This is a genomic window from uncultured Chitinophaga sp. (genome assembly GCF_937898475.1).
In the GTDB taxonomy this organism is placed as follows: domain Bacteria; phylum Bacteroidota; class Bacteroidia; order Chitinophagales; family Chitinophagaceae; genus Chitinophaga.
In genome coordinates this window covers 751,143-774,488 of sequence record NZ_CALEJS010000016.1, presented here as the reverse complement: position 1 = coordinate 774,488, position 23,346 = coordinate 751,143, and the positions used below count along the sequence as shown (strand labels likewise).

The following is a 23,346-nucleotide window of genomic DNA, read 5'->3' as shown; positions in this document are numbered from 1 at the left end:
ACGTCAGGCGTTTTGTATTATAAAGCCCCTATAGCTTAATCAATTAATGAATTAGGGCGATCTGCCACAGGCTTACCAAAATCATAATTCGGTTGCTTGCCCATTTCAATGGTCAGTGTACCGCCTTTCACAATATCGGCGTGCCTGATGTAGCTTTTTGTGTATGGTTTTCCGTTCAGCATAATACTTTGGATATACTTATTCTCAGCGCTGTTATTGATGGTTTGAACGGTAAATGTTTTACCGCCCGGTACCTGCACGCTGGCCTTGTCAAACAGAGGGCTGCCAAATACATACAGGCCCTTGGCCGGGTTAACCGGGTAGAAACCAACAGAAGATAACACAAACCAGGAAGACATTGCGCCTACATCCTCATTGCCTGCCAGCCCGTCTGGTTTCGCGGTATAGAAGTCGTTGATCACCTGCCTTACCTTTTCTGCGGTTTTCCATTGTTTACCGGCATAAGTATACATGTAGGTAACGTGATGGCTGGGTTCATTACCATGCGCATACATACCAATAAGGCCCGAAATATCCGGAGAGGCTTCTGCTCCCATATCGCTTTTTGCTTCAAAAAGGCTGTCCAGCTTTTTGGTAAACGGCTCATCGCCACCCATCAGCCCGATCAGGCCTTCCACATCCTGGGGTACCAGCCAGGTATACTGCCAGCCGTTACCCTCGGTGAAGTCGCCCTTTTCATGTATGGAGCGGAAAGGATCGTAGGGCGTTTTAAAGCTGCCATCGCTCATGCGGGGGCGCACAAATTTGATGGTACTGTCAAAATAATTCTTATAGTAGGCAGCGCGTTTGGAATAAAGCGCATAGTCATCCATTTTGCCCAGCTTCTTAGCCATGGCGGCAATACACCAGTCGTCTATCGCATATTCCATGGCTTTAGACACGGATTCGTATTCCTTATCTGCAGGAATGTATCCGCGCTCCTTCACATAGTTAAGGCCGAATTCGTTGCGGGTAGAGGTAACTTTCATCGCCTCCAGCGCAGCAACAGGATCAAACCCGGTAAAGCCTTTCAGGTATGCGTCTGCTATCAACGGTACGGCATGGTAACCCACCATACAATTGGTTTCGTTACCCATCAGCGGCCATACCGGCAGCTTACCCTGCTGCTGGTAAATAGCCAGCATAGAGTTCACAAAACTGTTCACCCGGTCTGTATGCAGCAATGTGCTGAGTGGGGCAGTAGAGCGGTAAATATCCCACAGGGAGAAAACAGTATAGTTGTCAAATCCCGGGTTTTTATACACTTTTTTATCTGTGCCACGGTAAGTACCATCATGGTCGTTGAACAGCGCCGGGCCTATCATGGTATGATAAAGGGCGGTATAGAAGACGCGTTTGGCACTTTCGTCCTTTGTTTGCACGTTGATCTTGGAAAGCTGCCTGCTCCATTTGGCATTGGCGCTGTTCACCATCTGGTTAAAGTCCCAGCCGGGGATCTCCGCATTGATATTGGCCAGCGCATTCTCACTGCTGACAGGAGAAATGCCCACTTTCAGCATTACCTGTGCAGGGGCTTTGTCAAAGGAAATCAGTCCTTTGGTGAATTTTGATTTCAGCTCATTGCCTTCTTTCTTCTCATCGCCCTCATATACGGCAAACTGTTTTACCGGAACAGAGCTGCGAATGGCGAACCATAAACGCTGATCTTCTGCCCAGCCCTTGGAAAAGCGGTAGCCTTCCAGGGTGTATTCGTCCTTCTGGCGGATATAGGTTTCTACCGGCGCATCCCATCCAATACCTTCTTTCAGGTCAACGATGATGTGTGCGGGCTTACCTTCCGGGAAGGTGTATTTATGAAATCCTACACGCTCGCTGGCGGTCAGCTCCACCTGTATGTCATGATCTTCCAGTTTAACCGCATAGTAACCCGGCCTGGCCGTTTCATTGGCATGTGAGTAGTGAGAGCCGTAACCGGAGGTTGGATTGTCCTGGGTGCCTTTACTGGTTTTTACACTGCCGGTGTAGGGCATGATCAGCACATCTCCCAGGTCGCCAATACCGGTGCCGCTGAGGTGCGTTTGCGAAAACCCGATCACCACACTGTCAGAATAGTGATAGCCCGAGCACCAGTCCCAACCCTTCACTATATTGGTTGGTCCTACCTGAACAGCCCCGAAAGGCACACTGGCGCCTACAAATACGTGACCATGGCCACCAGATCCGATGTAGGGATCTACATAAGCCAATGACTTGCTTTCCGGTAATTTTTTTGATTGTTTTTGTCCCTTTAACTGTACCTTGGCAGGTTGCTCCACCTGCGCTGTTGACTGAACGCTTGTTACCAGCCCTGAAAGGGCCAGTAAATACCATTTTAACCCCAAATTCATATGATCTGCTTTAAAAAGGCAAGATACGCCCTGTATCTTAAAATTGCAATTGTCCGCCGTATGTATTACATTTCAAGATAAACCCTGTACATGATCAACCAATTAAGCAGCCAGCGCATTCTTTCCATCGATGCTTTACGTGGCATTACCATCCTGGTAATGATCTTTGTCAACGAACTGGCCGGTGTAAGCGGCATCCCGGCATGGATGAAACACATGCCTGCAGATGCGGATGCCATGACCTTTGTGGATGTGGTATTCCCGGCTTTCCTTTTTATTGTGGGCATGTCCATACCTTTTGCCGTTAACCGCCGCCTGTCAAAGGGAGATAATTTTATGAAGCTGCAATGGCATATTCTCTGGCGTTCACTGGGCTTGCTGGTGCTGGGTTTTTTCATGGTAAATGCGGAAGGTGGCTACAATGAAGCAGCGATGGGTATGTCTATTTATTTGTGGTCATTGCTGTTCTATGTATGTGTGATACTGGTATGGAATGTGTATTCTTTTTCCCGGCAATGGGTAGTGTACCTGCTGAAAGGAATCGGTATCGCAGGGCTTATTGTACTGGCGTTCATTTACAGGGGTGGTGAAGATGGTACAGCACATATGCAACCGCACTGGTGGGGTATACTGGGGCTTATTGGATGGGCCTACCTCTATAGCTGCATTATCTACCAGCTATTTAAAGGCAACTTATACGGTATACTTGCTATGGTAGCCCTGTGCGTAATATTTTATGCCGTAGGAAGGCAGCCGGCAGTGCAGCAGTCTGCCTGGAAATGGATGGCGGGGCAGAGCGGCAATGCGGCACATGTATCGATTGTGCTGAGCGGCATGCTGCTGTCGCTGGTATTTTTTGACCAGGGTCTCAAACTAAACCGCCGGCAGCGCTACCTGTATGCGGCCGGATTTACCCTCCTGCTGTTGATAGCCGGTTATTTTCTGCGCCCATACTTCAAAATATCAAAGATATATGCAACACCAACCTGGTGCCTGTATAGCGCAGCTATATGCTGTATACTGTTCTGCTTTCTTTACTGGCTGATAGATATAAAACACCAGAGCAGGTGGACTCACTTTTTCCGTCCGGCTGCTGCTAACCCGCTGTTAACCTATATAGTGCCATTCGTTATCTATGCCTTGCTGCACCTGCTGCATATAAAGCTGCCGGGTATATTGCACACCGGTATAACAGGTCTGTTATGGTGTATATTTTATGCCGTAGTGGTTATGGGTATAGCAAAAGCATTAAATAAAGGAGGCATAAAACTCCAGTTGTAACAGTATACAAACCTGCTCCCTGTAACTTAATCAACCTTCAGCACGTTTTTCAATTACCGTCTTTATTGGTAAGCAGCTTTCTCCGGAGATACAGCCAATACCCGTAAATATGTTCAGCACGCTCCCACGCGTGCGGGTATAGTATTTGTTGTTCCATTTATTGTCAATCTATTAAAACCAATTGACCATGCTCAGATTATGCGTATTGTCTGCCCTGTTATTTACAATGGCCTGTTCTGATGACCCTGCACCTGGCCCTGCGCTGCGTTATTATGAAGTAGGATTTTCGGATTTCACTGATGAACGAGAACCCGGCGGCGCAGACGACTGGCGCGATACATCTTTTATAGTAGCCACTGCAGATACACAATTGATCAGGAAGATAACCGAACAGTTGGCACAGCCGGTTGCACAAAGACAGATAGTGAATGGTGCCCTGGCGCCGGGCAACGGCGGCTATAACCATAATGCCGCCCACAACTTTAAGTGGCATTTTAAAGAGGACGACTGGCACCTGACTGATATGAGCGCCGAAGCGCTCGACGGGCGTCCCTACAGCGATGTTGACTTACATAATGCCTATTGGCTGGATACGGTTAAACGATTCTCGCCATGGCACAGCTATATTAAAAATGAGATTACACCATGAAAATAAGCATAGCAACTGTTAGACTGAGCACTTTAATCATCCCGGCGGCCGTGGTTTTGCTGATGGCAGCCTGTAAGCAGGGCACACAACAACATACGGTAAAGATCACGCCCAGGAATACGGCGATCAATGAAAGCAACGCTTACAATAACCTGTTCCTGGACAGTACCGATGTTGAAAAATTCATAACAAAGCAACAGCTGAATGACACCATCGCCAATATGATGCGCAGTTTCTATAACGCGCGCAACTTTGAATATGCCTGGTTCGATACCCGGGGCCTTACAGAACAGGCCCTGGGTTTTCGTAGCCTGTATGACTACAGTACAGATACCGCTACAGCGAACAAACAGCTGGAAGCCCGCCTGAATGAGCTGGCGGCAGAAGATGATACTACCGTGTCTGCCCGCGATGCGGGTATTGTTAAAACAGAATTACAGCTCACCCGGCGCTTCATAGATTATGCCCGGCATACCTTTGATGATCCGGATCCGGAATTACTGGAACAGTTTATTCCTGTGCAACGGCATAAAACAATGGAGCTGGCGGCAGCTGTAGCGGCACGTATTAATGATAAGGGAAGTGATCACCCGGTTTACAGGAAGATGAAAGAGCTGTTGCCAAAGTATATTGATATTGCCCGGAAAGGGGGGTGGCCTGCTATTACTGCCGATAAGAAAAAGTACAAAAAAGGCGATCGTGGCCCGGCAGTGATGGCGATCAGGAAGCGGCTGCAGTTTACCGGCGAGCTGCCGGGAAATGATACCCTCGCGGTTTTTGACGACGCATTGGAAACAGCGGTAAAAACATACCAGCAACATCATGGGTATACGCCAACGGGTACCGTTACAGATACCCTGCTCACGGAATTGAACGTACCAACGGACGCCCGTATCCGCCAGCTGCTGATGAATATGGAACGGATGCGTTGGGCGCCTGCCGAGCCGGAGGGCCGGCTGATCATGATCAATATACCTGAATTTGTACTGCACGCCTGGAATGGAAAAGAGAAAGCATTTGATATGCCGGTGGTAGTGGGCCGTGAGGGGCAGCATACCACGATGTTCTCCGGCGAGCTTAACCAGGTGGTATTTAATCCATACTGGCACGTTCCCCGCAGTATTGTAAGCAAGGAAATCCTGCCCAAGCTGGAGAAGGACGAAAATTACCTGGAAGAAAATGATATGGAAGTTACCGGTGAGCGGAACGGCCTGCCAGTGGTACGCCAGCGGCCTGGCGAAAAGAACTCACTTGGAAGAGTGAAATTCCTTTTCCCAAACAGTTTCAATATTTACCTGCACGATACGCCCATAAAATCACTTTTTGAGAAGGATAAGAGGGCCTACAGCCACGGTTGCATCCGGGTAAGCGATCCCGCGAAACTGGCCCGTTACGTGCTGGAAGGCACATCAGGATGGGGCCCTGAAAAAATAGACAGCGCACTCAATAAAGGCGACAAAGAAAAATATGTGAAAGTGAAGCAGCCAATCCCTGTATTGATCGTTTATTACACCGCTGTAGCAGATGAACAGGGGCAACTGCAGTTCCGCGAAGATATCTACGGGCATGATGCGCGGCTGGCGCAGAAGATGTTCAGCGATGCGCCGGCCGCTCCATAATGCCGGTTTACATTACCGGTGTGCTCATCGCAATGCTGCGCCCCGGTTCTTTAAGTATTTTGGAACTGGTGATATAGTTTTTGTTAGCGCCGTACAGGAACAGGCAGGCGCCGTTGCTGATCGTATTGATGATCTCGCGGTGAACGGATACAGGTATGGCGGGGCAACCCAGGCTGCGGCCTATATATCCCTGGCTGTTAATCAGGTCTTCATTTACATAATCTGCTCCGTGCATTACAATAGCCCTGCTCATGGCATTGTCGTTAATGCCTTTTTCAGTACCCTTTAAGCGCAGTGAAAGCCCATGTTCACCTATGTAAGTATTATCGGTAATATAAAAACCAAGGCTGGTTTTATAACTGTTGAGCTTATTGGAGAAACTGGTAGCGTTCAGCTTGCCGGAATTCCTTCCGTGAGATACCAGCGTATTAAACAGTAACCGGGCATTCTTAACATCGATCACGAACAGGCGTTTCTGGTTGGAAGGAAGGCTGAAATCTACAATGGCGATCACACTGTCGTTTTTCAACCGACCCTGTTGCAAGAGATATTGAAACCCCTGTACGCCATAGGTAAATGCTTTCTGTGAAAGGCCCAGTCCGTTCAATTGAAGACTGTCATACACCATCAGTGTATTGCTGGTAGCATTTACTGTAGGGCTGGCTTTCTTTACTGCCTTAACAGGCCCCGTAGAAGAAGAGACATGGTCAGCAAATAAGAAAGTAAAAATGATAACTGGTAAGAGTAAAAATCTGGCTTTTTTTCGGATAGGTATACGCATCTGCACAACTCCTTTTACACTTGGATAAAAAATAGTTTTTCAAAAGATTGTCAGGTATAGTCACTTGAATAATAGGACAAAGGTCGGAAAAAATGACCGGAAACAGAAGCCGGAGAAGACTTTCATACATTTTTTAACATTTTTACGACAAAAAGGCAGATGAGCCCGGTAGAATAGTATATTTGAACCTTTATAAAACCCTAGCATACGCTATGAATACGAGCTTACCTGTGGAAGAAAAGCCACGAAAATGGATGGCGGTCGGCCTGACCTCACTTGTGGCATTATTGTTAATTGCCTGGGCTATTTACGGAATTGGAGAATATGGATTGGCGCTTTTTGTAATAACCCCTCTCTTCATCGGTGGATGTTCAGCTGTCATCTACGCCTATAAAAGAGCAGTAAGCTGCCGGGCGGTTGTGCAGACCGGTTTCTGGTCGCTTGGCCTGTGTATGGTGTTATTGATGGCGTGTGCGATGGAAGGCCTTATTTGCATTGTCATGGCACTGCTGCCGGCTATCTTACTGACCTGGGTAGGTAGTTTACTGGGATATGCACTGGTCAGGAAAACACCCGGCAAAACCCCACTGGCGGTATTGTTACTTACATGCAGCATTCCTTCACTGTCATTTATTGAGAAAAGCTATCCTCCCTCCCTCAATGCAGTTACCACCAGTGTAGAAATAAAAGCAACTCCGGAAACCGTATGGAGGCATGTCATTGCATTTCCGCAGCTTCCTGAGCCAACAGCCTTCATCTTTAAAACGGGTATTGCCTATCCTGTTAATGCCACCATCACAGGGGAAGGTGTTGGAGCTGTGAGACACTGCAACTTTAATACGGGTAGTTTTGTGGAACCCGTTACGGCATGGAAAGAAGCGCGTTTGTTGAAGTTTGATGTGGCGGAACAACCCGCGCCATTGAAAGAGCTTAGTTTCTGGGATGTGAAAGCCCCTCACCTGCATGACTATTTTGTTTCAAAACAGGGACAATTCCGCTTAATACCGTTACCTAACGGTAATACACTGCTGGAGGGCACCACCTGGTATTATCACAATATAAAGCCCGCTTTTTACTGGCGTCAGTGGAGCACATTTATTATTCACAAAATACACCAACGGGTGCTGGAACACATAAAACAACAGGCAGAAAAGTAAATGAGTAATGCAACAGGAAGACAAGGCATTTCATGAACAACAACTCGCAACAGCAGGGTTTACCGTCATTGACAATATATTTCCTGATGCCGATATCAGCGCTATCGCAACTGAAATAGCAGCAACTGTCAACGCCGGTCCGGCATTCCGTAAAACAAAAGACCTGTTTGCTATCCGCAGATTTTTAAGAGAAATACCTTCTCTTCGCAAACGGATCTTTACAGAGAAGTTGAATGATATTGTTCATTCACTTTTCGGTACAGACTATTTTGTAGTAAAGTCTATCTATTTTGATAAGCCGGCCCAATCCAATTGGTTTGTTGCCTGGCACCAGGATCTTACTATCTCTGTTGATAAAAAAGTACCGTTACAGGGATTCGGGCCCTGGACTGCTAAAGATGAGCAGTTTGCCGTTCAGCCGCCTTTGGAAATACTGAAAAACATCTTCACCATCCGCATTCATCTTGATGATACAGATGAAAACAACGGCGCTTTAAAAGTGGTTCCGGGCTCTCACCTGAAAGGAGTGTACCGCCCCGAAACTATCGACTGGAAGAAAGAATCGATGCTGACATGCAAGGTTAAAAAGGGCGGTGTGATGATCATGCGCCCATTGCTGCTGCATGCGTCGGACAGGGCTGCCGGCAATAAGAACAGGCGCGTTATCCATATCGAATTTGCCAACACTGCTTTGCCGCGGGAGTTGCAGTGGGCAGAATCACTCCATCCGGCATTATAATATCGTGTATACGGGAAGGGATTCGTACATCAGTAATAAGAAAGCCGGCTGCAACAGCAGCCGGCCCTTTTTAACAAGCAAACCATATAAACCCTGTCAATGTCTATGACCCCGTCCTCTTGATTTTTCCTTTTTCCAATTGCCGTGTTGCGGATGACCTTTAACCCTGTAATATTTTGGATCACGACTGTCGCGGATGATCACCTGGTCGTGGCGGTTCCGGTAACCTGCATAACGTACCTTATAGTTATTATGATGCAGCCAGGGATTGGGCTCATTGATCACTACCTTATGACTGTGGTAAATGTCATAGCCGCGGTAACGGGCCGGTAAAGCGCGCGCCCGCACCCAGCGCGTTCCATCAAGATATATGAATTGCCTGGAAGGCACATAGTAGTATGCTTCAATATCAGGCATGTAATAATATTCTGCATAATCATAACCTACAGGTCCCCATACCGGTTGACTGCCGATATTAAAGTTTACATTCACCCTCACCTGTGCATCGGCTTTCTGGAAAGCTATCGTACCGGTTAATAGTATAGCCAGCATTAATATTCGTTTCATACTCGCATATATTTGATCTGATAGTTAGACAGGCGCTGAAAATCGGGGTTTAAAGCGTTAACATTCTTTAACACTTGGGTTTCAGTTATATATGATTCTTTAAACAAACAAGGCGCCTTTAAAGGCGCCCTGCAAACATTTCTTCACAGACACTGGGTAAAACAATGGAGTAAGGCCGGCGCCCATGTTTACATCTCCCTGCAACGCATTAAACATTGAAAGGAAATGTAAACTGCGGCTGTGTGCGTGTGTAGACTACAGTTTGCTAAACTATCATTCACCTTTCATCCTGCCATTAACCATTTTGTTCATTTTAATAATTAAAGTTTCATATTATATATTCTGTCGCTAAAACAAAAAGTGGAGTATGCGTGAGTTAATAACAGAACAAGCCACCTGGAAAGGTGGCCTGTTGCATGTCAGCTTTTATTGTAACCTATAACCTTTGTAAGGTTAAATTTTAATAGCCCACATTTTGATGCATGTTCGGATATTGAATAAGAATTTCGTTGGGGATGGGCAAAGCTTTATTTCTGTCGTTAAAGCCGAGGGGCTCCAGCACCGGTGTAAGCCTGTTCCAGCGTTTCAGGGCCTCAAAGCGAAGTCCTTCCAGGCGCATATGGCGTGTAAAACTTGTGTATATTGCCTCCCGTAGTACATCTCTAAAGCCGGGATCTGCGGAGTAGGTGATTAAAGGGCGGTTCTCGCGCTGAAGCAATTTGTTAAGTTTATCTACTGAGTTTGGTAAGTCCCCTGTTTCAAATGCAATTTCTGCTTCCATGAACGTTACTTCCGCCAGGCGTATTTCTGGTAGAAACTGTCCTCTTTTAAAGAGCGTTTGCAGCGGCAAGGTTTGCAAACTGCCTGAGGTATTCCAGATAATCTCCTTGTTAGCTGCCTGGGTAAAGATGCTACTGGTGTCTGCTAATAATTCATAAGGGCCGACAGCCACGATACCGGCGGCAATAGCCGCATTGCGATAGTACCCGTATTTCATATAGATTTTAGCTAGCAAAGCCAGACTGGCGTTGGTGTTGAAAACGGGGTCAGTTACAGGCAGCCTTCCTGCGATTGCCGATAAATGGCTCATAAAGTTCACTATCTCGTCTGTGCTGGCATTATTATTGGCTGTTACCGGCATATCGATGCTGTCAAGCAATGGAACCGCTTCAAAATAGGTAAGCAGCTGAAAGTATATGTATTCCTTCAGGCCACTGGCACGGGAGATAACCATCTCCTTTTCTGCAGCGGTCATGTTGGGGTCCTGTATCTTATCTGTATAGATAATAATCCTGTTCAGTTGAGAGACAAGTTGAAAGCCGTCTTTCCAGAACTGGGTTACAACGCTGTTGTCGGGATTTAATTCTGTATAACTGTTGATTGCGCACCAATCGGCCCCAAGTCCTTCGCAATCATAGTCATCTGTATAAACAGCATCCAATAACACTTGCAGCTCATGCCATTTACTCAGACTGACTAAGCTGCGCTGTACAGCTTCATTTACAGCTGCCTCATTCGCAAAATTGGGATCAGGACGATTCTCCAGTTTGCCGATGAGAATACGTTTTGTGCTGGTAGCGTTTGCCGCAACGGCTACTGACTGCGCCGGTAACACGGTCTTGTCGCTGGCGTCAATCTTACCGTCTGCATTGAGATCCGCCAGCATAAAGTTGCCCGGCCTTCCATAACTGTTTACCGGTCCTGCGGCAACATCTTCCGCTGTTTGATACAATGAATCTGCCAGGTAACCAATGTAAACGCCGTCCTTTAAAGTAGCATCAACCAGGTTACTGGCATTCTCATTACGGGCTATTATATAATATAGCCCCGTATCGATCTTTGCAAAGGTAGCTTTACCATTTGCATCTGTTGTTTGCGAATAGGCAGGGGCATTACCATTAAAGCTTTCCCGGGTTTTAAACAACTGAACGGTGACAGCTGGTTCCAACGTTCCGTACGGCTGGCTGGGGCTCCAGTTTAATGTGTTGTAAACCTGTACTTCAAGGGTTGTTGTATTGTCTGCCGGTGAGGTGGGTTGTTCTTCATCCTTTTTGCAGGCGCATAGAGCCGCCAGCAAAAGGACACTTAGTAGTGGTTTTTGCACAGGTAAGAGATAAATTAGGCTTAAAGATAATATAAAGTTTCTGAGATAATGGGCTTAATCCTTTAGTACATCTCTCAGAACTACAGGATCACCATCTATTTTTTCTGTTATGTTCAGGCCAAGTATATGGGCTATTAATGGGTAAACATGCACATTGGCAAAAGCCTTCCTGGTATAACCGCTTTTGAATGCGGGGCCCCATGCCATAAATACCGCCTGCATATCCGGTAAGCTGTTATCATAACCGTGATGCCCGGGGGATATGCGTCCATCTTTCCTGGGAAAGGAACGGCCTGCATCAGCCAGGATAATAATGTCTCCTATAAGATGATAACGGTCTTCCTGGCCATAATGCCACCGTTTCGGTGTGGCTGCTTTCAGGAACACCTGGTAATTTTTCGCACCGGCTTTTAACTGCTGATATAGTGTTTTTACCCTTGCAGGATCGTTGTTATACAGCATGATCTTTTCATTGCCCGCGGCAATCTTACAATCTTCCAGCGAAATACCCGCAGGAAGGCTGAGTGGATGAAGGGTATCTGCCAGTGTCATGCCATGATCTGATACAATTACGAAGTTAACTGGCAATTGCAGCTTTGCAACGGCAACAGCCATTTTTCCGATCGCTGCATCTACCATCTGTACGGCATTGCGGGTGCTGTCTGAATCAGGGCCGTAATCGTGCCCCGCATGATCCACTTCGGGAAAATAGAAGGTGATGAGGTGCGGACGTTGCTCTTCCGGAAGGCTTAACCATTTTACAACCTGTTGTACGCGGGTGTCAATTTCGGTGCGTTCATTATAAACGAAATAGTAGCTTGGCCTGGTACCCTGGATGGCTGCTTCAGATCCTACCCAGAAGTAGCTGGCGCTTACCATCTGCTGTTGCTCTGCCAGTACCCACAATGGCGTGCCTTTGTACCAGGAGCTGTCTTCTACCGCCGTACGGTTGCCTACACGGTATTGCCTGGTTCGTGTACTGTCATAAAACAGGTTGTCTGCCAAACCATGGTGGGATGGATACAAACCCGTAGCCAGTGTGTAGTGATTGGGAAAAGTAAGGCTGGGGAAAGAGGGCTGCATACGCTTTGCCCGTACGCCTGCAGCAGATAATCGCAAAAGGTGCTGCGCATTGAATTTTTGCGCATAATCATGCCTGAAACCGTCTATGGAGATCATGATCACATAGGGTTTTTGCTGCTGGGCAATGCTGTTGCTGCGACCCGGCACTACATGCTGCGTAGTGTCCTGGGCAAAGGCAGAAAAGAATAAGCAGGCGAAAAGGCTGAGTAGTAGCAGTCGTTGTGTCATGTCCGGAATAAAATAATAAAATTAGGTATCATTTACTATTTTACACATTACATTTCAGTTAAGCCAATAGTTCCACAGCTATGCAATTACTAAAACCTACCTGGCGCTGGTTCGGCCCCGCTGACCCCGTTACCTTGCAGGACATTCGTCAAACCGATGCCACTGGCATTGTTACTGCATTACACCACGTTCCTCACGGAGAAGTATGGACCGTAGATGAGATCAACGAACGTAAACAGCTGATAGCAGCCGCAGGGCTCAGCTGGGATGTGGTTGAAAGCGTTACCGTACACGAGTCTATTAAAACACAGACCGGTGACTACATCGCCTATATTGAAAAATACAAACAGACGCTGGAAAACCTGGCCGCCTGCAATATCCGTATCGTTACCTATAATTTTATGCCGGTGCTTGATTGGGTGCGTACCAATATAGCTTACCGCTTACCCAATGGTGCAGAGGCATTGTATTTTGACCCCGCAGATCTGGCGCTGTTCGATATTTATTTGCTGGAAAGGGAGAACGCGGCCGAAGATCATGCACCGGCTGCAGTGACAGCAGCAGCGCAGCGCTGGCAGCAATATACGGCCGCGCAGCAACATGCTATTGCTGATACCATTCTGCTGGGCATTCCCAGTGAAAAGAAGCTGGATATTCCCGGTATAAAAGAACGGTTGCAGCTTTATGCCTCCATTAACCGTGATGACCTGCGTCAGCACCTGAAATATTTCCTGGAGCAGGTAACACCCGTAGCAGAAAAGCTGAATATTAAACTGGCTATTCACCCGGATGATCCTCCGTTTGATGTACTGGGCCTTCCCCGCATCGTAAGCAGCTATGACGATATTGCCTTTATACTGCAGGCGGTGAACAGCCCTGCCAATGGCATCTGCTACTGTACCGGCTCACTGGGCGCCGGCCGTAATAACGATCTGCCTGCCATCCTGAAGATGATTGGCAACCGCGTGCATTTTGTGCATCTGCGAAATGTACAGAAAGATGAAAATGGTAATTTCTTTGAAGCAGATCACCTGAATGGCGATGTTGACATGTATACCATCGTGAAGCTTTTACTGGAGCTGCAACAGCAACAATCGCAGCCAATTCCTTTTCGTCCCGATCACGGGCATCGTATGCTGGACGATCTTCATAAACAGACCAACCCCGGGTATACCGCTATTGGCAGGATGAAAGGCCTGGCAGCCCTTCTCGGCATGGAGCTGGGTATTGCCGGTGGCATGGCAAACGGGCGGTAATGCCGTTTACAGGCTCTGCCTGCGCCATTCCATCCAGTAGTTGAACAGCGGTCCGTCTTTCCCGTAAACAGGATCTGTTGATGGCATAGCTACCAGCGCAATGCGTGCGTCAGCATCAGGCCGCTCTCCCGGCAGGCCTTTCATAATGTCATACTGTTCCTGTCCCGGTGGATAGGCGCCCACACAAAGAAAGTCCGTACTGCTGTCAAGGCAGCAGTGCGATACCCCTGCGGGGATGATCACCACATCGCCTTTTTTCAGTGGCAGCACTATGCCGTGTGGGCCGCCAAGTTGCACATTGGCCTGGCCGGCGGCAATGCCTATCACCTCATGAGAGGTGCTGTGATAATGAGGAAAGTCATATATACCATTGTGCCATACACCGCTCCAGTTATTGCTCATGAAAAGCGCTTCAATGCCCGGCCCCGCTGCAAAATTCTCAGGCACCTGCAGGCAGTCTTGATAGTATAACACCGGGAGGTGCTCGTGATTGGGAAAAGTGCCATCATCTTTGAGGGAATATGGCTGTACTTCGCTGGATAATAAAACAAGCTGTGCCATAAGATCTGATTTTATAAATGTTATGATGCCTCAACTCTTGTACCATAAAAGACTAAATTTGATAAGGGAGGAAAAATAGTATGGAAAATTTCCTGTTAAAGTTTCAGCATAATGGTCAGCCGCATATCCTGGAAGTACGGCCCTGGGTGCAGCAGTATAAGGCAGTGTACAAGGTGAAGATCGAACAGCATGACATCACTTTCGAACCGGATGAAGAAGGCACACTGCGTGCTGTAGGTGATTCGCATAAAGATCCCGGGCATATAGATGCCGGTTTACTGGAAAATGTGGCACGCCGTATTGAAGAGCATCTTGCTGGAACCGATACACCGGAGAACACCTGACAGGCTCAGGTTCCCTGCTCGGCAGATGCTGTATCTTCTTCATCACCGGACGTTGCCAACAGGGAACGCTCATTCCAGCCTTCCGCCTCATTGTTCCATGGTTGGGTCTTGTCTTTATTGATCAGGATGGATATCTCTTCTATGCGTTCTTTAAACATGCTCAGGTAGGACTTCCGATCATTTCGCAGGGCAGACAGCTCTTTCAGCGCCTTTTCATCATGGCGGCGGAAGGTGGCGGCCGCACGGCGGGCGTTGTAGGCCCGGTGCCCCAGTATCCGCAGCGCGTCTGCACCCATACGCAGGGAGGTATCCAGGGGTTCGCGGTAAATATTCAGCACCCCCAGTTCCATCAGGTCAAACACGTCTGTAATGGTTTCTGCTTTCACCAGCATCTGGAGGTCCGGGAAATGCTTGCGCACCACCTTCACTACGTCCGTGGTCTGATCAATGGAGCCCGTAGCGATGATAATCAGTTTCGCTTCTTCAGCTCCGGCAGCCTTCAGCAGATCATAGCGGGAGGCGTCGCCATAATAGGCGCGGATGCCCAGGTTATGCAGCAGGTCTATGCGGTCAGAATCAAGATCCAGTATGGTGGTGGGCACGCCATTAGCCAGCAGGAAGCGCCCTATGATATTGCCGGACTTACCAAAGCCTGCCAGTATTACGGGGTTCTTTACGTTAATGGCATCTGCCTCCCGGGTAGCGTCTTCCGTGGCCGTGAACCGTGGCTGCAGCAGTTTTTCATACAGCATCATCATCAGGGGGGTAAAGGCCATGCTGAGGGCAACAGCAGCGGTAACCACACTGGTGGTTTGCAGCGATAAAATCCCTGTTTGCCGGCTGAAGGAAAGCAGTACAAAGGCAAATTCGCCCACCTGGGAAAGGCTTACGGCAAAAAGCATGTTCTGGTCCCTACTCAGGCGGAAGATCTTTCCTAACCCAAACAGCAGCAGGCCTTTCAGCAGCATCAATGCCAGTACAAAACCCAGTATCTGCAGCGGGGTAGACAACACCAGCCTGAAATCAATAGAGGCGCCTACCGCCATAAAGAAAAGACCCAGCAAGAGCCCTTTAAAGGGCGCTATATCGCTTTCCAGCTCGGCGCGGTATTCGCTGTTGGCCAGTACTACACCGCCCAGGAAGGCCCCAAGTGCAGGGCTTAGTCCTACCATTGTCATCAGTACGGTAACCGCCACAACCAGTAACAGGGCGCAGGTGGTGAACAGTTCCCGGATACGGGTACCCGCCACCACGCGTAACAGGGGCCTTACCAGGTAGCGTCCCGCCAGGATGATGATGCTTACCGCTCCAATTACCACCAGCGTTTGTTCCCAGCCGGGCAGGTTTTCCCGGAAGGTATGCTCCCCGGTATGCGGTGCAGCTCCCGCCGGAGCCAACAGCGGGAATATTGCCAGCATAGGGATAACGGCAATATCCTGGAACAGCAGTACAGAAAAGGCGCTCTGCCCCGCCGCAGATGACATGATCCCTTTCTCTTCAAGGCTTTGCAGCACAATGGCGGTAGAAGACAGGGAAAGGATCATTCCAATAGCCAGGGCAGACTGCCATGGGAGGCCCATCAGGAAGGCAAGCCCCGCCACCAGCGCAGTGGTGGCTACTACCTGTATACCGCCCATGCCTACAATAGACGCACGCAGTTTCCAGAGCAGCTCAGGCTCCAGCTCAATACCGATCAGGAACAGCATCATCACCACCCCGAATTCGGCAAAATGCAGGATGTCCTGCCCCTGCGACCCCGTAAAGGCCATCACATTCGGGCCTATGAAAATGCCCGCCAGCAGGTAGCCCAGTACAGAGCCCAGGCCCAGCTTCTTGGCAAGGGGCACAAATACCACTGCGGCAGACAGGTATATTAAAGCGTTGAAGAAAAAGGAATGTTGGTCCATAATGTGAGCGTTCTACGGTTACTGATGTTGATCGGGTGTTATCCTGATGCTACCTTCGTGTTTACTTAGTCTTATCCTCGTCTTACCTTCATGTTTCAGGCGTGTAAGCTTCATGTTACTTTAGTGTAATCCGTACTAAAAGCGCATGCAAGCTTAGGTAAAAGCGCATGGATAGTTAGTTAAAGCGCATCAAGGTTAATGATCCTCCTTTGTTTCGGCAGGGGCTAAGTCGTTCAGGTATTCCGCTCCCTCCAGGGCTGCCTGCGTAAAACGATTGTCGCGCAGGCTTTCCAGCAAGTGGCGGTAGGACTGGCAGCAGGAAGGCAAATCTTTATTTTCCATGCGGAACGCTCCGTGGATGACGATGGGCGGCAGGTAATGCATATTACAAAGTGCTGCTGTCTGGCGGAAAGGCAGCAGAAACTCGTTGATCGTAAAGCCATGGTGTCCCTCCCGGCTGTAAGATTCCCTTGAGCCGCCAGCCGATACCACGTTGCCCAGCCGTTTGCCTTTCAGGGCCGTACCGGTATGGCCGTATGCCCAGCCGTGCTCCAGTACCAGGTCCTGCCACTGTTTGATAATGGCCGGAGCACTGTACCAGTAAAGGGGATGCTGAAACAGAATGGTGTCGTGCTGCAGCAGCAGTGCCTGTTCACGCTCTATGTCTATATCAAGGTCAGGGTACACTTCATAAAGGTCATGCAGGGTAACCCCCTCCATTCCCCTGACACTGTTGATCAGCCCTACATGCACACGCGATTTCTCCAGCGCCGGGTGCGCAAAGAGGATCAGTATCTTTGCCATACCATAAATTAGTTAATTATTCGCTATTCCGCATCTGAATATTCCTGCAGCAACTGCCGGTAGCGGTTCAGAATGCCTGATTTAGACACGAACCCTGCCAGGCGGTCATTTTCCACTACCGGGAGGTTCCATACATTAGCCTCGTCCAGTTTCCGGATCACTTCCGCAGCGCTGTCTTCCGGGTGAACCACCGCCGGCGGGGCCTTCATCAGCTCCTTTACAAAAACGGTGTCGTACCTGGAAGGGTTGAAGATGATGGGTCGGATATCTTCCAGTGTTATAATGCCTTCCAGTAACTGATCATCGTTCACAACCGCCAGCATGTTGCGTTTACCTGCTTTAACCAGTTCTACCAGCTCGCGTAAACTGCTGTTGATGTTGATCTGCTGCACATCCTTTTCGATCAGTTCCTCGATCTTCAGGATAGACAGGATGTTCCTGTCGTGTTCCCGGGTAAAGATCTTACCTGCTTCCGCCAGGTCTTTCAGATCGGGCGAAATGGGTGAAAACCATTTGCCTACAAGAAAAGATGTGGTGGATACGATCATCAGGGGTATGAAAAGGTCATATCCCGAGCTGGATTCGGCTATCAGGAAGATGGCGGTCAGCGGTGCATATAATACCCCGCTCATCACGCCGGCCATACCTACGATCACCAGGTTCATCACCGGAACCCCGCTCAGGCCCAGCTGCACACACAGCATTGAAAAGAAGTATCCCAGGAAACCACCGGCAAACAGCGACGGCGCAAAGTTACCGCCATTGCCGCCCGCATGTAAGGTAAAGGAAGTAGCAAAGCTTTTAAGCAGGCAGACACAACCCGCAAATAGCAGCACGATCCAGTTCTGAACAGGGATGTACCGCAGGAAACTATGCTGGATGATATTATCAGCGTTGCCATTTACCAGGTCCTTCACAGACTGGTAACCTTCTCCGAAGAGCGGCGGCATTATTACGCAGAGCAGCGATACCACGGCCCCGCCCAGCATTGCCTTTTGCAGGTTGGTCCATTGCAGGCGGTGGAAGAAATGTTCCACCTTCTGCGAGATGACAACAAAATACCGGGCATAAAACCCACACAGGATGCCCAGTACCAGGTAATAAGGCACATTGTGGTAGTTAAAAGGCAGGCGCGATTCAAAATGAAAGAGCGCCTCTTCCTGCAGAATTACTTTGGATAAAAGACTGCCACAAACAGCGGCCAGTATCAGCGGAATGAAATCAGAAAATACCACCCCGGTAAGCAGTATTTCAAAGGCGAACATCATCCCGGCAATAGGTGCATTGAAAGCAGATGCAATACCCGCAGTGGCCCCCGCGGCCAGCAGCAAGGTCCGCTCCTTGTACCCCAGGTGATAGGTACGGGCATAGTTAGAGCCGATTGCGGCTCCCGTAACGGCAATGGGGCTTTCCAGCCCTGCAGAGCCACCCAGCCCCACGGTGATGGCGCTTTGCAATATCTGGGAGTACATTTTTACGGGCGCCACCAGGCTGCTGTTCTGCGCTATCTCGTAGAGGATGGCGGGTATCCCCTTGCGGGACTGTCCTCTAAAGAACCAGATCACCATCAGGGTGGTCAGCACAATGCCCAGGAAAGGAAAAACCAGGTAAAATACCACCTGTGTGCTGAAATGCACTTTGTAGGTAATAACATAGTGAATGTAGTGCACCAGCATTTTTAATGCTACACCGGCCAGACCGGCGGCGCCGCCTACAAGTATACCGGAAAGGATAAGGAACTGGGTCCGGTTCAGTTTACTTCTCAGCCAGTGAATAATGATCTCATAGCTTCTGGCTTTCTTAACGCTGTAGCGTTCAAAATCCTGTTTGAACCGGAGGAAACTGTGATATTTCCGGATACGGTTGAATTGGCTCATGCCTGCAAAGGTAAAGATTAAGAGGTGGATGCTACAACTCTATTAGTGCATACACCTTGTCATTCATATAGGGACCGCCCGGATGCCGGGCAGTATAATCAAGATTGATCCAGTAATGGCCTTTCATTTCATGGTAATAGATCTCGCGCACGGCAGGTTTGGGAAAGAGCGTTACGATGGCCTGCTTCAGCGCTTCAAAATCCTCTTTGTTGCCACAGTAAAGTTCAGGATAGGCATGCCCCTGGATTAGCACTATACGGCAACGGGCGCCGATAGACTGCAGGCAGGAGGCCATAAGGATGGAATGGTCGTCACAATCGCCGCCCAGGCCATTCATAATGGTTTCCTGAGGGGTGGCAAAGTATTCGTCACGGCGGGAGTCCTGCACGTATTTGAAATGGGTGTTGATATACCGGAAAAGAGACAGGTAGCGCACGGTTTTTCCGTACTTGGGAAAGTATTCGTCAAAATTTTCCAGGGAATGCCTTACAGAGAAATTACGCACCAGGGAGTCTTTGAAATTAACCTTGTCTTTGATACCCTTTACCGTTTTATCGCGGTAGGTTTCCACGCGGGTAGGGTACAGGCTGAGGATGTCCAGCATTTTATTGTCTTTTGCCCCCCAGTTACCCTGCACCATGCCTTTATAGTCGTTCAGTACATTGTTAAAAGTGTAACGGCCTGAAAAGTAATTGAATGCCAGTATGCCTGTTACCAATGCGAAAGCGGGAATGATCAATGGTTTGAAGATCCACAGCAGCAGCCGGGTGAACAGGAAGGACAGGATAATGGACACCATCATGTCCAGGTGCCAGCCACCCGCTACGATCTGCGGGATATACCGGTTCAGATAGGGTGCCAGCGGTATTACGGTCAACAGGCTCAACAGGTTGAGCAGGAATTGCTGGAAGCTGGTGTATTTACTTTCATCTATAGCCATTCTGCCTTGCAAATAAGGCAAAATTATGCCAAGAATGAAGAGTTTTATTCCCACATCTTAACCACCTGCTTAAATGAAGTGCTTCTTTGTATGAGCTCGATCTGTTGCTGGGCCTGGAACAACTGCTTATCCATCTGCAGCCGCTTGTACACTTTGCGCAGCAGGGAGAAGTTCATGAGTCCCAGTAGTTTAAGGTCCTGTTTCTGAGCCGTTTCCATGGCTGTTTCTGCCGCCCGGATGGCCTTGTTATATTCCTGGTTGTTGTAATGCACATTTGCAAGGACGATCTTTTGCATGGTTTCCAGGTAACGCACCCCGTAAAGATCTGCTGAAGACTGGCGCAGCACCTCATCGAGGTGGCGGCATATTTTTTCGGCCATCTGGTGGTTACCCATGTTAAGCTGGGCGTAGGCCTGCCAGCAGAGCAGCGTTTGCCGCAGCGAATCAAATTTCCGGTATTGCAGCAGGGGATAGTTCTCAAACAGCCGTTTACTGAAATTGAACAGGTGGGCATAATCATTCATCAGGGTGAACACCAGTCCCATATTGCGGTATACGATCTCCTGCTGTACAGAGAACTGTGGCTGGGAGGAACCGCTCCAGTAGCGGGTATAATTGTAAATCTTTTCTTTAATGCCTTCATTAACAATACCGAATTTCAGGTATTCGTAAATGAAGAGGTAGATTTCATAGGGGGTGATCCAGAGACTGTCATCCATGGGTTCCCTGGTGCAGATCTTTTTAATGTTGTTCAGCTCCAGTTCACATTGTTCGGCGTCCAGTTGCATCAATGACATGCGGAAAAGGATGCTCCTGATCTTCAGCCGGTCTTCCGGTGCATCGGCCAGGCCTGTTAAAGCCACCAATACTTTTCGTTTGCCAAAGTGCATGAATTCCTCGCTGATGAATTCACTGAGGGGGTGCTTTTTGAAATATCCCTGGGGGAAGATGGTCTTCAGTTCTACCTGGCGGTCGCCTTCGTGCTGGTAATGGAGCACCAGGTATTCCAGCAGGAACGATTTTTCTATGTTCGTTAAAGGCAGATAGAACATTTTGCGGATGCCCTCCGGCTGGTCGTTGTTGAGGGCATAACGCAGCAGCCATTTAAATACGCTGGCGCGATAGGTGGAAGGTGGCAGATGCTGTAATACCTGTTGCAGTATAGGCTCTTCTACAAGATGGCCGCTTTCCTTTATAAAGTGCATGGCGGTAAAGTACTCCAGCAGGAAGTTATGTGCAAAGCGCACCTTTACATTAAACATGATCTCCTGGCTGAGATTTTCCTCTACCAGTATATTATCGGCCAGCAGCTCCTTATAGGCCGGGAAGAGATCGGAATTCTGGTTCAGCAGCAATTGTTTGTCGGTATACTGTCCGCCGCGGCCATAGTCAAGAAGTGAAAGCAGCTGTTCAATGATCCTGATCTTGAAGGAATTGGTCTGCGAGCTGAACACCCGTTGCTGTACAAATTTGGAGACAATCTCGAAAAGGCTCAGGTGCTCGTCTGCAAAGGATTGTTCCGGCCCTGTGTTCAGCTGGCAGAAAAGCTGCAGGTAGTACGGGTACCGAAGCTTTTGCAGGAAATGCTCACTGAAAGTGCGTACGGTGGCGGGGTCAAACTGGTGGTTGTATAAGATGGATTTAACTTCCTGTTCGGTGAGCATGGGCAGGTTGATATTGGTCTCCTCGTCCATTTCCGCACCCAGGTACCAGTAGCGGCGGAAAGCCGGGTACTGTACCGAATGCTGGAATATTTCTGCCCAGGTGCTGCTGCGGATAGACAGTATCACCTTTACCCAGGGAAAAAGATCATTGGAATATACAAAGTCTTCCAGTTTGGTGTACATCAGCCGTAGCTTGTCGCCCGCTACTGCTATTTCGTCAAAACCATCAATGATCAGTACCAGGCGGCCGCCCTTTTTGTCGAAATGGCTGGCAAAATATTCCCGGAAGTTTTCGCCGCTGCCCAGGTTCAGCTGGTTGTCCAGCCAGGAGGAGAGGGAAAAGCCTTTCAGCAGCAGGCTGCCTGCGGCATGTGCGTGGATGAACCAGCAGATGTCCTGTTTGTAGCGGGCCTCTTTACCAAACCAAAAATGTTCTGCAAGGTGCACCAGGCTGACCGACTTTCCCCAGCCGGAAGGCGCGATAAAAGCGGTGGCTGCGTAATCACTTTCAAGAAACCTTTCTATGTGGGCCGTACAGTATTGCCGTGGAACGGTGGAAGTAAAAGGAACACCGGAACGGTTCTTCAGCGTCACCATCGTATAATGAGACACCGCATCTGCCTTGTTCTTAAGGTCGGCCCATTTGCCGTTATCCACGGCCAGGTCGCCGCTGAGTTGCTTATAATGGTGGGTTTGAAAATCTTCCCAGTCTTTATAGTTACAATACTGTGATAAGGTATTAAGTGTATAACGGGAAAAGCTGTGCTGCGCAACGGCAAATCCAAACACTCTTTTGAGCGTTGTTTCGCTGACCAGTTTAGTAGTGGCTTCCAGGATGGATTGTGAGAGGTGCTTACAGTCTCCCGGCAACATCACTTCTACTCCAAATCTTCGCAGCACTTCTTTTTGCAGCGTTATGATAAAATCATAGGATAGATCTATCATAGGTGGCAATAAATGATTTTAGATAATGGATTGTCTTCGGTTTCAACAAATAATTACGTAGGACTGAGACATTTAGATTTACCGCTTTTAAAATTAACATCAGGTGCAGGTTACATAATGGCATTACTATATATTATTTGATTTTTTAATTATAGCATGTCTGCCATATTGCTGGCATATCTAAGTAAATGATTGGTAGCTCATATATGTTTATGCATTAATTTGTATAAAATGGTCAACTAACTGCTAAAACGCATGGATAAGGCAGGAGGTCCGGTGAAGGGGCAATGGGAAATCCAGGAAACAGCGGTATAATTTTTTCGGATAAAGCGGCGTTTATAGTTAAGACACGACTTCACTTATTCTTCCTGGGCATATTACCTGCTGCATATCTAAAAATGAATAAAAAGAACAAATTTCAAACTAATGGATAGTTTGAACATGTTTGTCTTTCTGAATGAAATGAATTTCCTTAATCCCGGCCTTCAGAGT

Annotated in this window: 18 protein-coding genes; 7 read left to right on the top strand and 11 right to left on the bottom strand. The window is 48.4% G+C overall.

The genetic code is table 11. The features are described 5' to 3' along the window. Window positions 1-35: 35 nt before the first annotated feature. A complete protein-coding gene (locus Q0577_RS12955) occupies window positions 36-2,348 on the bottom strand; it encodes a GH92 family glycosyl hydrolase (protein ID WP_298736925.1) in 2,313 nt (770 codons plus the stop codon). 90 nt (window positions 2,349-2,438) lie between these two features. Here Q0577_RS12955 and Q0577_RS12950 point away from each other — a divergent pair, with 90 nt between their 5' ends. The 3 genes from Q0577_RS12950 (at window position 2,439) to Q0577_RS12940 (ending at window position 5,897) form a co-directional block, all read left to right on the top strand. Then, window positions 2,439-3,629 (top strand): DUF5009 domain-containing protein, encoded by a 1,191-nt coding sequence (locus Q0577_RS12950; protein WP_298736923.1) that lies wholly within the window; start codon window positions 2,439-2,441, stop codon window positions 3,627-3,629. 187 nt (window positions 3,630-3,816) lie between these two features. Then, complete coding sequence (locus tag Q0577_RS12945; RefSeq protein ID WP_298736920.1) at window positions 3,817-4,278, top strand: hypothetical protein; 462 nt, start codon at window positions 3,817-3,819, stop codon at window positions 4,276-4,278. Beyond that, the gene (locus Q0577_RS12940) at window positions 4,275-5,897 is read left to right on the top strand and encodes a L,D-transpeptidase family protein (protein ID WP_298736918.1); all 1,623 of its coding nucleotides are present in this window, start codon (window positions 4,275-4,277) and stop codon (window positions 5,895-5,897) included. The genes Q0577_RS12945 and Q0577_RS12940 overlap by 4 nt, the downstream gene beginning before the upstream one ends. A gap of 7 nt (window positions 5,898-5,904) precedes the next feature. Here the strand turns inward: Q0577_RS12940 and Q0577_RS12935 are convergent, their stop codons facing one another. Then, window positions 5,905-6,678, bottom strand: coding sequence for a murein L,D-transpeptidase catalytic domain family protein (locus tag Q0577_RS12935; protein ID WP_298736917.1), 774 nt, complete (start codon window positions 6,676-6,678; stop codon window positions 5,905-5,907). A gap of 212 nt (window positions 6,679-6,890) precedes the next feature. On the opposite strand from Q0577_RS12935, the gene Q0577_RS12930 reads away from it, so the two are divergent. After that, window positions 6,891-7,835 (top strand): SRPBCC family protein, encoded by a 945-nt coding sequence (locus Q0577_RS12930; RefSeq protein ID WP_298736915.1) that lies wholly within the window; start codon window positions 6,891-6,893, stop codon window positions 7,833-7,835. A gap of 7 nt (window positions 7,836-7,842) precedes the next feature. Then, entirely contained in the window at window positions 7,843-8,574 is a 732-nt protein-coding gene (locus tag Q0577_RS12925) for a phytanoyl-CoA dioxygenase family protein (protein ID WP_298736912.1), read from the top strand. A gap of 96 nt (window positions 8,575-8,670) precedes the next feature. Here the strand turns inward: Q0577_RS12925 and Q0577_RS12920 are convergent, their stop codons facing one another. The 3 genes from Q0577_RS12920 to Q0577_RS12910 form a co-directional block, all read right to left on the bottom strand. Next, the gene (locus Q0577_RS12920) at window positions 8,671-9,141 is read right to left on the bottom strand and encodes a hypothetical protein (protein ID WP_298736910.1); all 471 of its coding nucleotides are present in this window, start codon (window positions 9,139-9,141) and stop codon (window positions 8,671-8,673) included. A 460-nt stretch (window positions 9,142-9,601) separates the two neighbouring features. Beyond that, entirely contained in the window at window positions 9,602-11,245 is a 1,644-nt protein-coding gene (locus Q0577_RS12915) for a RagB/SusD family nutrient uptake outer membrane protein (RefSeq protein WP_298736907.1), read from the bottom strand. A gap of 54 nt (window positions 11,246-11,299) precedes the next feature. Continuing rightward, window positions 11,300-12,556 (bottom strand): ectonucleotide pyrophosphatase/phosphodiesterase, encoded by a 1,257-nt coding sequence (locus Q0577_RS12910; protein ID WP_298736905.1) that lies wholly within the window; start codon window positions 12,554-12,556, stop codon window positions 11,300-11,302. Window positions 12,557-12,636: 80 nt separating this feature from the next. On the opposite strand from Q0577_RS12910, the gene uxuA reads away from it, so the two are divergent. Next, window positions 12,637-13,812 carry a mannonate dehydratase gene (gene uxuA / locus Q0577_RS12905; RefSeq protein ID WP_298736903.1) on the top strand — a complete coding sequence of 392 codons (1,176 nt, stop codon included), beginning with the start codon at window positions 12,637-12,639 and terminating at the stop codon, window positions 13,810-13,812. Between the two features lie 6 nt (window positions 13,813-13,818). On the opposite strand, the gene Q0577_RS12900 is transcribed toward uxuA, so the two are convergent. Beyond that, window positions 13,819-14,373 carry a cupin domain-containing protein gene (locus Q0577_RS12900; RefSeq protein WP_298736900.1) on the bottom strand — a complete coding sequence of 185 codons (555 nt, stop codon included), beginning with the start codon at window positions 14,371-14,373 and terminating at the stop codon, window positions 13,819-13,821. Window positions 14,374-14,453: 80 nt separating this feature from the next. On the opposite strand from Q0577_RS12900, the gene Q0577_RS12895 reads away from it, so the two are divergent. Further along, window positions 14,454-14,717 carry a hypothetical protein gene (locus tag Q0577_RS12895; RefSeq protein WP_298736898.1) on the top strand — a complete coding sequence of 88 codons (264 nt, stop codon included), beginning with the start codon at window positions 14,454-14,456 and terminating at the stop codon, window positions 14,715-14,717. Between the two features lie 5 nt (window positions 14,718-14,722). On the opposite strand, the gene Q0577_RS12890 is transcribed toward Q0577_RS12895, so the two are convergent. The 5 genes from Q0577_RS12890 to Q0577_RS12870 form a co-directional block, all read right to left on the bottom strand. Then, complete coding sequence (locus Q0577_RS12890) at window positions 14,723-16,624, bottom strand: monovalent cation:proton antiporter-2 (CPA2) family protein (protein WP_298736896.1); 1,902 nt, start codon at window positions 16,622-16,624, stop codon at window positions 14,723-14,725. A gap of 195 nt (window positions 16,625-16,819) precedes the next feature. Beyond that, the gene (locus tag Q0577_RS12885) at window positions 16,820-17,428 is read right to left on the bottom strand and encodes an NAD(P)H-dependent oxidoreductase (RefSeq protein ID WP_298736893.1); all 609 of its coding nucleotides are present in this window, start codon (window positions 17,426-17,428) and stop codon (window positions 16,820-16,822) included. 23 nt (window positions 17,429-17,451) lie between these two features. Then, complete coding sequence (locus tag Q0577_RS12880) at window positions 17,452-19,305, bottom strand: chloride channel protein (RefSeq protein ID WP_298736890.1); 1,854 nt, start codon at window positions 19,303-19,305, stop codon at window positions 17,452-17,454. Between the two features lie 31 nt (window positions 19,306-19,336). Then, complete coding sequence (locus Q0577_RS12875) at window positions 19,337-20,245, bottom strand: transglutaminase domain-containing protein (RefSeq protein ID WP_298736887.1); 909 nt, start codon at window positions 20,243-20,245, stop codon at window positions 19,337-19,339. Between the two features lie 44 nt (window positions 20,246-20,289). Further along, window positions 20,290-22,854, bottom strand: coding sequence for a hypothetical protein (locus Q0577_RS12870; RefSeq protein WP_298736886.1), 2,565 nt, complete (start codon window positions 22,852-22,854; stop codon window positions 20,290-20,292). Window positions 22,855-23,346 lie beyond the last annotated feature (492 nt).

Coding starts and splice junctions, on each gene's coding strand:
- uxuA (WP_298736903.1), top strand. CDS start 12,637: ATGCAATTACTAAAACCTACCTGGCGCTGGTTCGGCCCCGCTGACCCC.
- Q0577_RS12875 (WP_298736887.1), bottom strand. CDS start 20,245: ATGGCTATAGATGAAAGTAAATACACCAGCTTCCAGCAATTCCTGCTC.
- Q0577_RS12900 (WP_298736900.1), bottom strand. CDS start 14,373: ATGGCACAGCTTGTTTTATTATCCAGCGAAGTACAGCCATATTCCCTC.
- Q0577_RS12950 (WP_298736923.1), top strand. CDS start 2,439: ATGATCAACCAATTAAGCAGCCAGCGCATTCTTTCCATCGATGCTTTA.
- Q0577_RS12930 (WP_298736915.1), top strand. CDS start 6,891: ATGAATACGAGCTTACCTGTGGAAGAAAAGCCACGAAAATGGATGGCG.
- Q0577_RS12925 (WP_298736912.1), top strand. CDS start 7,843: ATGCAACAGGAAGACAAGGCATTTCATGAACAACAACTCGCAACAGCA.
- Q0577_RS12895 (WP_298736898.1), top strand. CDS start 14,454: ATGGAAAATTTCCTGTTAAAGTTTCAGCATAATGGTCAGCCGCATATC.
- Q0577_RS12945 (WP_298736920.1), top strand. CDS start 3,817: ATGCTCAGATTATGCGTATTGTCTGCCCTGTTATTTACAATGGCCTGT.
- Q0577_RS12885 (WP_298736893.1), bottom strand. CDS start 17,428: ATGGCAAAGATACTGATCCTCTTTGCGCACCCGGCGCTGGAGAAATCG.
- Q0577_RS12880 (WP_298736890.1), bottom strand. CDS start 19,305: ATGAGCCAATTCAACCGTATCCGGAAATATCACAGTTTCCTCCGGTTC.
- Q0577_RS12940 (WP_298736918.1), top strand. CDS start 4,275: ATGAAAATAAGCATAGCAACTGTTAGACTGAGCACTTTAATCATCCCG.
- Q0577_RS12935 (WP_298736917.1), bottom strand. CDS start 6,678: ATGCGTATACCTATCCGAAAAAAAGCCAGATTTTTACTCTTACCAGTT.
- Q0577_RS12910 (WP_298736905.1), bottom strand. CDS start 12,556: ATGACACAACGACTGCTACTACTCAGCCTTTTCGCCTGCTTATTCTTT.
- Q0577_RS12955 (WP_298736925.1), bottom strand. CDS start 2,348: ATGAATTTGGGGTTAAAATGGTATTTACTGGCCCTTTCAGGGCTGGTA.
- Q0577_RS12870 (WP_298736886.1), bottom strand. CDS start 22,854: ATGATAGATCTATCCTATGATTTTATCATAACGCTGCAAAAAGAAGTG.
- Q0577_RS12890 (WP_298736896.1), bottom strand. CDS start 16,624: ATGGACCAACATTCCTTTTTCTTCAACGCTTTAATATACCTGTCTGCC.
- Q0577_RS12920 (WP_298736910.1), bottom strand. CDS start 9,141: ATGAAACGAATATTAATGCTGGCTATACTATTAACCGGTACGATAGCT.